Here is a 15,279-nt window from a genome sequence, read left to right as displayed (position 1 = left end):
CTGGTATATTATAATAAACTGTGACGAAGGAGAGATGGTGCGTGCAAATGACCCGGCGTTTTGCTTTGCGGCAGATTCTGGCCCGGAAACAGTCTTTTTATAAGCTGCTGGCCTCGTTTTTTGTGATGCTTATCCTGCCATTGGTCCTTGTGCTGGCCAACTATTTTTATGCCCGCGGCCTGCTGCAGCAAGAGAATATCAACTATCAGAACGCCGTGCTCACCCAGGCACAGATGTCGATGGATGAGCGTTTGCAGACCATCCAGCTCTATGCCATTGACCTGAGCAATGATACAGTCCTCAATGCCACCCTGAGCCAGCGGCAGGCCGATGACAGCCAGGGCAACTTCGAGTTATGGGAGCTGTCCCGGCATCTCCAGAGCTACAGCGCCACAGCCGGCAGCTTTTGCGATACCACCATCTACTCCCGGCTGTACGACTGCATGGTCAGCGGCAGTTACGTTGACTACCGCGTATCCGAAGGAAGCCTTCGGATGCCGTCGGAGGAAATGAACCGCAGCCTGCTGGAGCTGCTGCAAAACGAGCGGTCCTACTGCCAGTTCTATCTGCTGGGGGACAGCCAGGGTCACAGCCAGCTGGTGATGCTTCATTCCGTTCCCCTGTGGAGCTCCGGCGCTGCCTCCTATGGAACCATCTGCCTGCGGATTGACGGCGATGGTTTGTTCTCCACCATCCGGGATATGGAGGAACTTCAATCCGGCCTTGTCTGTCTGCTGGACCCCAGCGGCACGCCGGCCGTCTGGGCGGGCAGCGAGGCCATGCTGGATTTTGTGCCCCAGGTCAGCGGCCAGCCCATTCAGGACTGGCACGGGGCCAGCTACACCGTCTCCCGGGCGGATTCCAATCTAAAAGGCTGGTCCTATCTGTCCATCCAACCGGTCCACCGGATGCAGAGCGAGCTGCGGGTTGCCCGCAACCTGAGCCTGCTGGCCCTGGCCCTGGTACTGGTGGTGGGCGCCTGCATCGTCTATTACCTCACCTGGCGCAACTACCGCCCGGTGGAGCATCTTTTGGCCGAGCTGCGCCGCCGCTCTGTGATTCTGGAGAGCCCCGAAGGGACCGGCTTCAACGAATTCCGGCTGATTGAAAAGTCGGTGGCAGATATGCAGCACTCGATGAAAGAGGTGCAGGAAGCCCTGCGGCAGGAAATCCCCCGCATTCAGGAGAGCATTCTGCTCCAGCTGCTCAAAAATGACGTGAGCAACTATGAAACCTACCGGAAACTGCTTGAGGAGGTGGGCATCCTCTTCCCCTACCAGCAGTTCCGGGTGGTGCTGGCCCGGCAGGTGCCCAGCGAATCCCATGAGCTGTCCGAGCAGGCTCTCACCAATATTGTGCTGCGGGACCAGCTGTCCCAGCTTGTGCCCGGCGGCATCACCTACACCGCCGTGACCCTGGACAATGACAGCATCGTGTGGATTCTAAACGGCAGCGGAGCCCGCTTCGACCAGGACACCCAGGACATCCTGGGCCGGCTGCAGGATACCATGCGGGAGCAATACGGCCAGCTGCTGTGGCTCTATGTCAGCTGGATCGACCAGGGCCTGGAGTCGGTACCCCAGGGATATTATGCCGTGACCCAGACCCAGGCCCAGCAGCCCGGCGGCGGCATCCGGTACTTGCAAAAGGAAAAGGACGTCTGGCCCATGGATCGCAGCTTGAACAGCATTGCGGCTCAGCTGCAGAACTTCATTGCCACCGGCGACGCCGCCCAGGCTTCCGCGCTGCTGCACGAGAACCTGGACGCCAACCTGCGGCGCCGCACGGTGGAGCTGTACCAGGCCCAGGGCTACTGCATTGGCATGCTCAACATCATCCTGGAAGCCTACCGTGTGGAGGACCCCGCTGTGCTGCGGGTGGAGGGTGCCCCGCCCTTACAGCAGATCTTCCAGCGCAGGAACATCAACGAGCTGGAAGAACTCCTCCAAACCCTCATCTGCCAGCTGTGCCACTATGTGGAGGAGAACCGCACCAGCCCCGCTTCCCAGCTCATCCAGAAAATTCAGGCCTATATGCAGGAAAATTACGGGGATGTGGATCTCACCCTGACCCGTGTGGCCGACCAGTTCAACCTGACGCCCAATTACCTTTCCATCTTTTTCAAGGAAAATGCCCATGATACCTTCCTGAACTACCTGACACGGCTGCGGCTGGAAGAGGCCAAACGCCTGATGCGGGACACCCGCCTTTCCATCACTGAAATTTCCGAGCGCGTGGGCTATGCCAGCGCCAACAGCTTCACCCGCGCGTTCAAAAAAATCGAGCATGTCACCCCCACCCAGTACCGGGAAAGCAGCGTTCATTCGTAATATTTACGCCCGTCGCACAAAATTGTGTGACGGGCGTAATTTTTGCATAGGCCCTTTTTCGGCGCAAAACACAAAACCGCGGTGCTTTCCAACATAATGCAGATATACAAGCTCCGGCGGGTCGTGTATCATAATGACCAGAAAGAGCGCAACGCTCAACCCCACGAATTCCAGCACGAAGAAGGAGGATTTCCCTATGAAACGCATCTCCCGCCGCAACTTTATGAAAATCGTCGGTGCAGGCGCCGCCGCTCTCGGCCTGGCTGCCTGCGGCGGCAGCGAGTCGGAAAGCGCCGCATCCACCGCTGCATCCCAGTTTACGGGTGAAGCCGTCACCGCCACCTATCCCCTGGCCAACGGGGACAAGACCCTGAACATTTATATCCGCAATGCCACCTCCGGCGTGGTGCAGAACTATCATGACATCAAAGCCTTCCAGGTCGCAGAAGAAAAGCTGGGCGTCAACCTGACCTTTACCCATCCCGCCGTGGGCAGCGAGTCCGACCAGTTCAACCTGATGATCGCCTCCGGCGAGTACCCTGATATCATCATCTGGTCCTACAGCACCAGCCCCATGGGCGTTGATGAACTGATCGACGAAGGCGTCCTGATGGATATGGACAGCTGCATCCGCCAGTACGCCCCCAACTATCTGGCGGCGGTGGACACCCCTGCCCACGAAAAGGAAGTCCTCTCCAACAGCGGCACTTACCAGGGCATCTACTGCTTTACCCTGGGCGTGCCTGTCTCCTCCGGCCCCTCCATCCGCGCCGACCTGCTGGAAAAGTACGGCCTGGATGTCCCCGTCACGGTGGACGACTGGGAGAACGTCATGACCACCATCCGGGACAACGAGCCCGGCGTCACCTATCCCTTCACCACCTACCGCAACTACATTGGCAACGCCAACCTCAACCTGCTTCTGCCCGCCTATAAGACCAGCACCGAGTTCTGCTCTGACGGCAACGGCGGCGTGGTGTTCGGTCCCTCTACCGACAACTACCGCCAGTTTGTCACCAAGCTGAACGATTGGTACAACAAGGGCCTGCTGGACCCCGAGTTCATGTCCAACGACAGCGCCGCCAACAACGCCAAGCTGGTCAACGGCAGCAGCATTGCTTCCGTCCTCTCCCTCAACAGCGGCATTGGCAACGTAACCACCACCGCACGGGCCAATAACCCCGACTTTGAACTGGTGGGCGTGGCCTGGCCGGTGCTGAACGAGGGGGACACCCCCTGCTTCCACCTGGACGGCGGCGTTGCCCAGGTGGGCGTCCAGGCTGTGGTGACCTCCTCCTGTGCCGACCCCGCTCTGGCCACCCAGGTGCTGGATTACTTCTTCTCGGAAGAGGGCAACAACCTGCTGTGCTGGGGCATCGAAGGGGAAAGCTACACCGTCAATGCAGACGGCAGCAAGACCTTCACCGATGCCGTCATGAACAACCCCGAGGGCAAAACCCCCTCTGAGGCTGTCCTGGCCTACGCCCTGCCCTCCTACGGCTTCGTCAACCCCATGGACGAGGACGCCTATATGCAGATCACCCTCACCATGCCCGAGCAGGTGGAAGCCCGCACCCTGTGGCACAGCCTGGACCAGGGCGTCTGCCTGCCCCAGCTGACCATCGCGCCCGAACACCAGAACGACTACAACATGATTATGAACGAGGTGGACACCTACGTGCAGGAAATGCTGATCCGTTTTGTCACCGGCCAGTCCAACATCGACGAGAGCTGGGACACCTATGTCAACACCCTGAACGGCATGGGCCTGGATGTAGCCACCCAGTATGTGACCGACGCTTACAACGCTTTCCAGCAGCGCTGATTTCTTTTACATTCCGGCAGTGTCTGCAGGTTTTCCTGCAGGCACTTATTTTTACAGACCCAAGGAGGTTTTTATGCGCACTGTTACTCTGCTGCGGGAGGGCTGGCAATTCAGCAGCTGCTCCTGGGACGGCACTCCCCAGACCCTTCCCACCGGCCAGGACTGGGTGGATGTCACCCTGCCCCATGTGTGGAACGGGGACGATCCCAAACAGGAAGGGCCCAGGCTCTACCGCTGCACCCTGACCCTGGCGGATGCCGCCCGGCCTGCGTTTGTGGATTTCGGCGCGGTGGCCGGCATCTGCCACGCCTGGCTGAACGGCTGCTATCTCGGCTGCCACAAGGGCGGCTATGCCCGTTTCCGCTTTGCCCTCACCGGTGCCCGGGCGGGCAGCAACGAGCTGTTGGTTTTGGCCGACAACACCCATCGGGACTACATTCCCCTGGGCGGTGACTTCAACAATTACGGCGGCATCTACCGCCCTGTCCACCTGATCCAGACCGGGGCCACCCACTTTGACCTTCTCTATTACGGCACTTCCGGCCTGACGGTGGAGCCCGGCCCCGACGGGAAGGTACAGGTCAGCGCCCGCATTGCGGGCCCGACGGAGGGCGTCCAGATCCAGTATGAGGTACTGGACCAGGGAGAGGCCTGTGCCTGCGTGACCTGCCCCGCCTCGGCCTCCCAGGCCTGCCTCCAGGTCTCCCGGCCCCACAGCTGGGACGGGCGCAAAGACCCCTATCTCTACGCCTGCCGGGCCCGCCTCCTGCGGGACGGCGTCTGTCTGGATGAGGCAAGCCTGTCCTTCGGGTTCCGCTCCATCGAACTCTCCCCGGAACAGGGCTTTTTCCTCAACGGCCAGCACCTGAAGCTGCGGGGCGCCGCCAAACATCAGGACTGGGAGGGCTGCCGCTGCGCGGTTTCAGAGGCACAGCAGCGGCAGGACATCCAGCTGTTCTGCGGGATGGGGGCCAACGCGGTGCGCCTGTCCCACTACCAGCACCCCGACCTGACCTATGACCTGTGCGATCAGGCAGGCCTTGTGGTCTGGGCCGAGATCCCGCTGCTGGCCCTGCCGGATGGCAACGAGGCCGTCTTTGAAAACGCCAAACAGCAGCTCACCGAGCTGATTTTGCAGCTCAATCACCACCCGTCCATCTGCTTCTGGGGGGTAGAGAACGAGATTTCGATGGCGGGCGAGAGCCTGGAAATGTACCGCAAGATCGGCCAGCTGCACCAGCTGGCCAAGGAGCTGGACCCCACCCGCTTCACCACCCTGGCCAACATCAACGCCGTCAAGCTGAACAGCCAGCTCAACCATCTGACCGACGCCGTGGGCTATAACATCTACTTCGGCTGGTACTACGGTGAAGCCACCGACTACGGCCCCTTCTTTGACCGCTTCCACAAAAAAAATCCCGACATGCCCCTCTGCCTGTCCGAGTACGGCGCAGACAGCCTGATTACCCTCCACCGGGATGACCCCAGGCCCGGCGACTGCTCCGAGGAATTCCAGTGCCGCTGGCACGAAACAGCCTATCCCCAGATCGAGGCCCGGGACTTTGTGTGGGGCAGCTTTGTATGGAATATGTTTGACTTCGGCAGCGCCAACCGGGCGATGGCCACCTCCAAAGGGCGCAACTGCAAAGGCCTTGTCACCTATGACCGCTCGGTCTGCAAGGATGCCTATTATTTCTACAAAGCCTGCTGGAGCGAGGAGCCCTTTGTCTATCTGACCGGCCGGCGTTATGCCCGCCGCTGCGGCGAGACCACCACCGTCAAGGTGTACTCCAACGCGCCCTCCGTCACCCTCATCGTCAACGGGCAGGTCTTCGGCTCTCAGGAAGGAAAGCGGGTCTTTGTCTTTGACCAGGTGCCTCTGGCCGAAGGAGACAACCGGATTGCCGCTTCGGCGGGCAGTCTCACCGATGCCATTACTCTGACCCGTGTGGCACAGCCGGAACAAAGTTACATCTATGACGATCCCAACCCCGGCTTCAATGTGAAAAACTGGTTCACCCTCCAGGAGAGCAAGGAGGATCTGTTCCCCGCCGATCACTACTCCATCATGGACGAGATGGGCGATCTGATGAAGAGCCCTGAGGCCTGGGCCCTGCTGGAGCAGGAAGTCCCCCGCATTACATCCGACCCTCTAACCCGGATTTTGACCTACGTCACCCTCCTGCGCAAGATCAACACCAAGAGCAGCCAGTATTCCGAGGACTTCGTCAAGGAGCTGAACCGCAAGCTCAACGCCATCCCCAAGCCCCAGGAGCTGATCTCCAGGGACGAAGACTGAAAAGGAGCGATTTTCCATGATACAACAGCATGTTTGCTCCACCCCCTGCGGCGACATCCAGGGCGTAGCGGCTGCCGCCCCCGGCGTCACCGCTTTCAAGGGCATCCGCTATGCCGAGGCCGGCCGCTGGGAATACCCCAAGCAGGTCACCCACTGGGAGGGCGTCTACGATGCCTCCCGCTTCGGCCCCAACGCCATGCAGGATGCCGCCTTCACCCCTGAAGACCAAAACGGCCGCTCCCCCTTCTACTACCACGAGTTTCGGGAAGGGCTGGACTACAGCTACAGCGAGAACTGCCAGTATCTGAATATCTGGGCCCCCGACAACGCCGAAAAGGCCCCGGTGATCGTCTACATCCACGGCGGCGCCTTCCTCAGCGGTTCCGGCTGGGACAAGGCCTTTGACGAACCGGCCTGGCCCCGGAAGGGGGTCATCGGCGTCACCCTCAACTACCGGCTGGGTCTGTTCGGCTACGCCTGCCTGCCCGAGCTGGCCGCCGAGGCCGGCCACACTGGCAACTACGGTCTGTATGACCAGCTGTGTGCATTACAGTGGGTACACGACAACATTGCCGCTTTCGGCGGCGACCCTGACAACATCACGGTGATGGGCCAGAGCGCCGGCGCCCACAGCGTCCAGATGCTGTGCAGTACCAGGGCCGCCCAGGGCCTGATCGCCAAAGCCGTCATGTCCAGCGGCGCCGGGGATGATTCGGTGCTCTTTGCCGGGGACTGGGTGATGGAACACAAATACCCCTTCTGGACCGCCTGGAAGGAGGCCACCGAGGCCTCCACCCTGGCCCAGCTGCGGGCTCTGCCGCCCCAGGCCTTGCTGGGTGCCATGGGCAAGCAGTTTGCCACCCAGGGCTTCGGTACCGTGATGGCCAACATGGGCCCGGTGTGGGACACCGCCCTGTTCCCCGGCGAAGGCTTCACCCTGCCCATCCCCTATCTGGCCGGCGGCAACACCCAGGACATGAAGCCTGAGATGACCGCCGACGCCCTTCGGTGGTGTCAGAAACAGCCGGCGGACAGCTACGCCTGGTGCTTCGCCCGGCAGCTGCCCGGCGACGACAAGGGCGCCTGGCACAGCGCCGATCTGTGGTACTGGTTCGGCACCCTGACCAACAGCTGGCGGCCTTTCAACGATGGGGACCGGGCCCTGTCCAGCGCCATGGTATCCTACCTGACCCATTTTGCCGCCTCCGGCAATCCCAACGGCGCCGGGTTGCCGGTGTGGGAAACCGCCCGGCACAGCGGCCAGGTACTGCGGCTGGATGTCCCCGCCCCTGCCATGGCCGGCCTGGGCAAAGAAGCGAAAGCCAACGTTTTTGGATGGTAATGATGACGGAAAGGAGCGCACCCTTATGGTTGACCTGAAAGCCAAACCCTTTTATCTGACCGATGCACAAATCCAGTGGGTGGAAGATACCATTGCCGGCATGACCCTGGAGGAAAAACTGGGCCAGCTGTTTGTGATTTTGCAGGCACAGCCTGGCTTTGGGGAAAAGCAGGTGGAAGGCCTGCTGAACCAGTCCCACATGGGCGGCCTGCGCTGGCAGAACGGCGGCAACAAAGAGCAGATTTACAATCAGCTGACCACCTTCCAGAAGCACAGCAAAATCCCCCTTCTGATCGCAGCCAACTGTGACGACGGCGGCAACGGCGCCGCCCCCGAGGGTACCTTTGTGGCCACCGCCGTGGAGTGCGGCGCCGGCCAGGGCACCGAAAACGCCTATCATGTGGGCCTGGTGGCCGGCCGTGAGGCCAGCGCCCTGGGGGCAAACTGGATGTTCAACCCGGTGTGCGATGTTTACATGAACTGGCGGAACACCATCGTCAACACCCGGTCCTTCGGCTCCGACCCCGACCAGGTCATCGCCAACGCCAAAGCCTACATCCAGGGCATCAAGGACGCCAACCCCAACATGGCCTGCGCCGCCAAACATTTCCCCGGCGACGGCGTAGAAGAGCTGGACCAGCACCTGGCCATGGGGGTCAATAACCTGAGCGTGGAGGACTGGGAGGCCACCTTTGGCAAGGTCTACCGGGCTCTCATCGAGGACGGCCTGGAATCGGTCATGGTGGGCCACATCGCCCTGCCTGAAATGAGCCGGAAGCTCTGCCCCGGCATCCAGGACAAGGACATCAAGCCCGCCACCATGGCCCCCGAACTGATCACCGGCCTGCTGCGGGGGGAACTGGGCTTCAACGGCGTGGTGATCACCGACGCCACCCACATGGTGGGCATGACCGCCACCGCCAAGCGGAAGGATGCCATCCCCGGCGCCATCATCGCCGGCTGCGACATGATCCTGTTTGCCAACGACATCGACGAGGACATCGCCTACCTGAAAGCCGCCTATGACAAGGGCGACCTCACCGAGGAGCGGCTGTCCGATGCATTGCATCGGATTCTGGGCCTGAAAGCCCACCTGCACCTCTATGAGGAGGCTGTCCGCATCCCGGACAAGGCCGGCCTGGACTGCATCGGCTGCGCCGAGCACCAGGCCTACAGCGACCAGGCCGCCGACAGCTGCATCACCTTGGTGAAGGATACCCGCGGCACCCTGCCGGTGAACCCCGCCGAGAAAAAGCGGGTGTTCCTGGTGTACGTGGGCTCCACCCCCACCTCCAAGGGCTACAAGGGCGACCCCGTGAAACAGGTGGTGAAGGAGGAACTGGAAAAGGCCGGCTTTGAGGTGGACCTGTGCCCCAACTTCCACGCCCTGGAAGTAGAAAACGGCGTCTCCCCCATGAACTTTGTCAAGATGCTGGGCCATTCCAGCCGGGAGGAATTTATTAAGACTCACGACTGGGCCCTGATTGTGGTCAACGTCAAGGGCTATGCCCAGGAAAACGATGTCCGGGTTCGGTGGAGCTGCAACCACAGTCTGGAACTGCCGTGGTATAATGAAGAAATCCCCACTGTGGCCATCAGCCTCAACTATACCAACCATCTGATTGACCTGCCCCAGATTCACACCTTCATCAATGCCTACGGCTCCAAGCGCAACCACATCCGGGCCGCCATCGAGAAGATCACCGGCCAGAGCGAATTCCGCGGCACCGCCGAGGACAACGTGTTCTGTGACCGCTGGGACACCCGCCTGTAAGGAGGAACCGCTGTGACCCTGCAAGCATTTGCCAAACAAAAAGATTACCTGATCTGCGTGGACTCGGACGGCTGCGCCATGGATACCATGGACATCAAGCATTTCCGCTGCTTCGGGCCCTGCATGGTGGAGGAATGGGGGCTGGAAGAATGGGCTACACCCATTCTGAACCGCTGGAACGCCATTAACCTCTATTCCGGCACCCGTGGCATCAACCGGTTCAAGGGTCTGGCCATGGCCCTGACCGAGATCGACAAGGTCTACCGTCCCATTGAAGGGGTGGCCGAGCTGGCCGCCTGGGCCGAGCATGCCCCTGAGATGTCCAACCAGGCCATCGCCGAGGCCGCCAAAACCGCCAAGGGGCCCTGCCTGGCCAAGGCCCTCTCCTGGTCCAAAAAGGTCAATGCCGCCATCGACGCCCTGCCCGAGAGCGATAAGAAGCCTTTCCCCGGGGTGGCCGAAGCCTTGGCTGCCGCCCATCAAGCGGCGGACGTGGCTATTGTGTCCAGCGCCAACCGGGAAGCTGTGGAAGAAGAATGGACCCGCTGCGGCCTGCTGCCCTCGGTGGACGTGCTCTGCTGCCAGGACAGCGGCTCCAAGGCCGCCTGCATTGCCCAGCTGAAAGCCAAGGGCTATGACCCCGCCCACATCCTGATGGTGGGGGACGCCCCCGGCGACCAGGCCGCCGCCCAGAAAAACGGGGTTCTGTTCTACCCCATCCTGGCCCGCCACGAGGCGGACAGCTGGGCCGAGTTCACCGCCAAAGCCCTGCCCGCCCTGCTGAGCGGCGGTTATGGCCCCTACGGCGAGGAAATGGCCAGGCGTTTTGAGAAGAACCTGCTGTAATCTTCTCCTTTTCTCACCCATGGCCGGCAGGCTGCACCGCCCGCCGGCGGAGACCGGCTCCTTCTGACATTTTCTCAACTCTTTTTATCCTTTTTTCTTCTCTTTCTGACTGAGGACACATCCCCATTCTGTTCTCAAAACAGAGAAACCCGGACTCCCCTTTCCTGCCTTGGGTGAGTCCGGGTTTTTTATTTGGTTTCACTTCTGCAACAACACCGCACTTTTGAGCATGAATGGGAATGGGTGGAGATATGGGCAATCTGGATTTCGTGCCCGCACAGAATAGCACCGGAAAAATACATTGACCGGTGCTGAGGGCTTTGTGTATTCGATGCTTGATCTGGAATACGAAAAGGCCAGGGTGATTTCAAAGAGGGGTGTCCCCTCTTTGACTCTGGGTTTCCAATAGGGGCGAGCAGCAGCCCTGTTGGCACACGACTTTGGAACCAAAGTCTAGTGTGTTATACCTTTGTGCAGCAGATGGCAGCTGCGTAGGGCGGTTCCGCCCTGCTTTCCTGGCGCACAAGGAGCCCTTGAGGGGCAGCATAAGCGACAAAGAAAGGCTGACAGTTTGTGCCTAAAAGCACAGGCTGCCAGCCTTTTGCTGTCTGCGGAACAAAGGTATATAAAGCCCCGCCGCAGCAGGCTCTCTCGTGCCAAGTACTCACCTATTACTTTCTTGGGTGCTTTCCTCTCTGATTGGTCCCGCTTTTTAGGAGGCTCGATTTTCGGCTGATTTGAATCAGCCACTGCTTTTCGGTGTCGGTTAGCTTATTGTAAGGCAGGCGAATTTGCTTACAGAAAATCATAATCCATTTCTGGAAATCGCTGCCTTCTGTCCCGGAAATGGTTTCAATGTACTCTTTGAGCGAGGCGGCATCATCCGCAGCAGCACTCCCCTGGTCTCCACTGTGTGCCTGTTTCAGATCCTTTAGGATGCGCTCCACATCGTCGCTGACCACACGGGCAAAGTATTCATCCTCGTCAATTTGGGCGGCCTTTAAAGTCAATAGGGTGTTGTCCTCTTTGGGATGGTACTTCTCCAGAATGGCAGTTCGGGCGGATTCCAGCAAGCTGTTCAGATTGCGGATCTGCATGGACACTACGCCATCCACGTAGATCTCCATATCGGCCATCAGCCGGGCAAATTCAGGGTGGCCAATCAGCTCCGACAGGAGCCGGTTGTTAATCTTTCCACTGCTCAGTACATCCACTGCGTCATCACTCAGGTGCAGGTCTGCAAGACTTGTCCCTGAGTGTTTTTTGTTTTCGGTCAATCCCAGCAGATAATCCAAGCCTACGCCGTAGAGCGCCGCCAGCTTCTCCAATGCCCCCAGGTTGATATCCGGCTTTTTGTCGTTTTCGTAGTTGCTGAGGGTGGACTTTACAAGCCCCGTCTGCTCGGATACCTGTTCCAGAGTCAGGTTATGCTCCCGCCTCAGATCGGTGAGTCGTTCTCCCGTGGTCAGTTTCGTCTGCATTGCTTCACCTCCATTGTTTTTTATTTTACCATATTCGACCTGTCGAACGGGGTCGAAAGAACGAATTCCCCGATGTTTCGAACACATATCCGTCTTGTCTATAATCGTGGAAAACGGCTATCAGAGCGCCTTTATTTTAATTTATGGAAAAATCAGGAAATCAGAATTTTCCTGCTATAATAGCCTTCACAGATAAGTGAATGACCGTCCTTACCGCCAAAACCGCGACGACCTCCACCCGGAGCGAGCGCCCGAAAGGGATGGCACAGCGCCCTCAGAAATGAGCGGTTGCCTGTCAGAAGCGATGAGGGAGACCGGCAGAGATTGATGAAAAGGAGGTATCTAACGAAACGTTACGCACCTGACAGGACCGGCACAACCCCATCCAGACACAAAAGGAGGTGTACCCCGAATCAGGGTACACCTTCTCTTTTCCGATGCCACAGGCCGCCGCGTATGCGGCTATCTGGGAATCGAAGTCCTAGTCCAGCCGAAGCCCACTCTCCCATCCTGAGGCCGGTAATTCTGTATAGGGGAAAACTTGGCCTTTTCGCTATGTACGTATGTACAAGGTCAGTACAAACCTATTTGGTGAAAGGCTCCAGAGGGTGTAACCGTTTGTTACTCCCTTGAATTGGTTGTGACCAATTTGGTCACAACCAATTGAAAAATCACCCCCACTGTTCCGGATTAGATGGAAGTCGTGAAGCACAACATTCTTACCCTGCCAGAAAGGGGACGGCGAATCACCGACCCCATCATTTTACAGAGGATTTCCTTTATGTGGGAGAATGGGAGAACTTGCCCTTTTTGCTGTGTACCTATGTACGAGATTCGTACAATGGCTACGGCAAATATCCTCCAGGCACAGCGCTTTATGGGTCCAAAGTAGGTGTGTTCAACTTGAACACACCTATAAAATCCACAGCCTGAGTTCTGAACTAAACAGCAGAATTGCCTGTTCCCACTTTGGGAACAGCCAAAATCCGATAGATGAGAGAATTTCACCCTTTTGCTATGTACGTACGTACAGAACCTGTACATACGTACATAGCGAAAACCCCAAAACGCACTATATACGCGATTCTTCATGACGATAAAGTGGTGTCGGTCAATTTGACCAGCACCAACCCAAGTTGTCACGGTGACAACTCGATTTTGATGGCGCTGGACAAAATGTCCAGTGCCACTGAAGATCTCTGAAAACTTTAATGCTCTGAACTAGGTGTGGACAAAATGTCCACGGTCTTTTTATTAGATAACCTTTTAGGAAGTGCATCTGCGTTGATTCCAATCCCTGTAATCAAGTGGTCATTTTGACCACTTGATCTTGCACAATAGAAGTTCGAGCTGGATGTGAAAGAATCAACAGACAGATTTTATCCGTTAATTTATCGAAACTCCGAGATACTCACCTTCCACTGCTATGTACATGTCCCAACTCCGTACGCACGTACATAGCGAAACTCCCAAAACGTGCTATATACGCAATCCTTTATAGTACTGAACTGGTCTGGGTCAAAATGACCCAGACCATCGGGTTTCGATCAAGTCCCTATTTTGACTTACTGAAAATTAGGTGGTTTCATCTCAAGAGCAAATCAGTACGTTAAAGTGGTCGGATTCAAAACGAATCCGACCACTTCACTCTTTTAAAGTTCGGACAGCAACTCTACCATACTGTGCCCGTTGGATCAAGTTATCATTTTGGTGTGCACCCCGTCAAGAGGACAACGAAATAAATCAACAAAAATCATCTCAAGCTGCCTTCAAATAAAGGTCATGCTTTTCCATCGGTGTCAAAACGCCAAGGTTACGCTGGAGACGTTTCGTATTGTAATAATGGATATAACTGCGAATCATTTTCACCAGTTCAGTACGACTCGTGAAACGCTTTCCATAATAACGCTCTCGCTTCAAGATGCCCCAAAATCCTTCCATAGGGCCATTGTCAATGCAGCGGCCAACACGAGACATACTTTGTATCATGCCAGCATTGACCAACCGCTGGTAGAAGTATCGGTTGGTATATTGAAATCCACGGTCACTGTGGAAGATAGGATGCGCATCAGGATTTCTCTGGACTGCCTTTGCAAAAGTGTCGAACACAAGTTTGTTGTCGTTTGTATCCCGAATCGCAAAGGCAACAATACGTCTGTCATATAAGTCAAGGATAGCGCTCAGATAAACTTTCTTAACTCTGGGACCTTCGTAATACTTGAATTCCGTCACATCTGTCAGCCACTTTTCGTTTGGCTTTTCTGCATGAAATTCCCGGTTCAAAATGTTTTCAGAGTAATGCTGTGGTGTTCTCGCCTGTCTGGTGCAGCTTGCCGGATGAAACTTAACGGTTGACTGGATTCCAAGACTGCGGCAGATCCGCAGAATGCGTTTGTCGTTGCTGTGGACATTGTGAAAGCGTTTCAGATCATCGTGGATCCGGCGATACCCTTTATCCGGGCTGTCCATGTGAATTTTTTCGATCAGCGAAGCAATGTGCTTGTTTTCCTGAAACCTCTGGCCGGAATTTCCCGACTTCCATTTGTAATAGGCAGAAGGAGACACCAACAAGCAGCGGCAAGCTTCCCGAACGGAACCAAGATTGTCAGCCGTACAGATACGAATAGCTTCGTACTGCCTTTCCAGATGAAACTGTCTCAGCGATTCCCCCTTTCCAGTTCTTCCACTTTTTTTCGCAGTTCACATTCCAGTTTCAGCAGATGGTTTTCATGTTCCAGTTCTGCGATACGCTTTTCAAGTTCTTCTTCCTTGGAACGAGGCATTTGAGAGATCTTCCGCTCTCCACGCCGGTCTTCCAGACCTGCTATCCCAAATTTACGGTATTTTCGTACCCACTCATAGACCTGCCGATAAGAGAATCCTCCTTCTCTTGCAATTTGTTCGTAAGGCTTTCCGGTTTCTGTATATTCTTTTACGGCAGCAAGCCGCTCATCAATCGTAGATTTTCGTTTTGTCATAAAGAAACCTCCTGAGTCTTTCTTGGAATCTTTATGATCATTATACGACTTTACCCATTGATTGACCAAGTCAGGACTACGAAGATGGTATTTTTCGCAGAGCTTTTGGAGGCTGCCTTTCCCATTCAGATAATCTTTTACGACTTTTTTCTTGATTTCCTCGCTATAAGTCCTCTTGACATTTGAAGATGCAAACGCTGCAGGCCCATCCATTTTGTACAAGCTGATCCACTTTCGCATTCCGGTGAAAGAAACACCTGCTCGTCTGGCAGCCTCCCGTCCTCGCATTCGTCCTGCAAGACATTCCTCAATGAGCCAGATTCTAAACTCTGGATCAATCTCTTTTCGTTTGCTCATTTTAACCCTTTCCCTATTTCAGTGTCTCTGTTATAGGGAGCATATCA

9 protein-coding genes are annotated in these 15,279 nt (G+C 56.8%); 6 read left to right on the top strand and 3 right to left on the bottom strand.

All coding sequences use genetic code 11. The annotated features are described in order from the left end of the window. The first annotated feature begins 47 nt into the window (after positions 1-47). The 6 genes from B5F27_RS08245 (at position 48) to B5F27_RS08220 (ending at position 10,416) form a co-directional block, all read left to right on the top strand. Entirely contained in the window at positions 48-2,330 is a 2,283-nt protein-coding gene (locus tag B5F27_RS08245; protein ID WP_087366374.1) for a helix-turn-helix domain-containing protein, read from the top strand. Positions 2,331-2,526: 196 nt separating this feature from the next. Next, positions 2,527-4,155: an extracellular solute-binding protein gene (locus B5F27_RS08240; RefSeq protein WP_158098221.1), complete on the top strand. Its 1,629-nt coding sequence runs from the start codon at positions 2,527-2,529 to the stop codon at positions 4,153-4,155. 73 nt (positions 4,156-4,228) lie between these two features. Next, positions 4,229-6,454, top strand: coding sequence for a glycoside hydrolase family 2 TIM barrel-domain containing protein (locus B5F27_RS08235; protein ID WP_087366368.1), 2,226 nt, complete (start codon positions 4,229-4,231; stop codon positions 6,452-6,454). Positions 6,455-6,470: 16 nt separating this feature from the next. Next, positions 6,471-7,796, top strand: coding sequence for a carboxylesterase family protein (locus B5F27_RS08230; protein WP_087366365.1), 1,326 nt, complete (start codon positions 6,471-6,473; stop codon positions 7,794-7,796). Between the two features lie 25 nt (positions 7,797-7,821). Beyond that, positions 7,822-9,570, top strand: a complete 1,749-nt coding sequence (locus B5F27_RS08225; protein ID WP_087366362.1) for a glycoside hydrolase family 3 N-terminal domain-containing protein — start codon at positions 7,822-7,824, stop codon at positions 9,568-9,570. A gap of 12 nt (positions 9,571-9,582) precedes the next feature. Next, positions 9,583-10,416: an HAD family hydrolase gene (locus B5F27_RS08220; protein WP_242962130.1), complete on the top strand. Its 834-nt coding sequence runs from the start codon at positions 9,583-9,585 to the stop codon at positions 10,414-10,416. A gap of 671 nt (positions 10,417-11,087) precedes the next feature. On the opposite strand, the gene B5F27_RS08215 is transcribed toward B5F27_RS08220, so the two are convergent. From B5F27_RS08215 to B5F27_RS08205, 3 genes are all read right to left on the bottom strand, one after another. Then, positions 11,088-11,897, bottom strand: a complete 810-nt coding sequence (locus B5F27_RS08215) for a helix-turn-helix transcriptional regulator (protein WP_158098219.1) — start codon at positions 11,895-11,897, stop codon at positions 11,088-11,090. 1,758 nt (positions 11,898-13,655) lie between these two features. After that, positions 13,656-14,522 (bottom strand): IS3 family transposase, encoded by an 867-nt coding sequence (locus tag B5F27_RS08210; protein ID WP_275533110.1) that lies wholly within the window; start codon positions 14,520-14,522, stop codon positions 13,656-13,658. 32 nt (positions 14,523-14,554) lie between these two features. Beyond that, positions 14,555-15,232, bottom strand: a complete 678-nt coding sequence (locus B5F27_RS08205) for a helix-turn-helix domain-containing protein (protein WP_087366350.1) — start codon at positions 15,230-15,232, stop codon at positions 14,555-14,557. Positions 15,233-15,279: the final 47 nt, after the last annotated feature.

It is taken from the genome of Faecalibacterium sp. An192 (genome assembly GCF_002160175.1).
In the GTDB taxonomy this organism is placed as follows: Bacteria; Bacillota; Clostridia; order Oscillospirales; family Ruminococcaceae; genus Faecalibacterium.
Note: the sequence above shows the minus strand (reverse complement) of the source record. Positions and strands in the feature narration are given on the sequence as shown.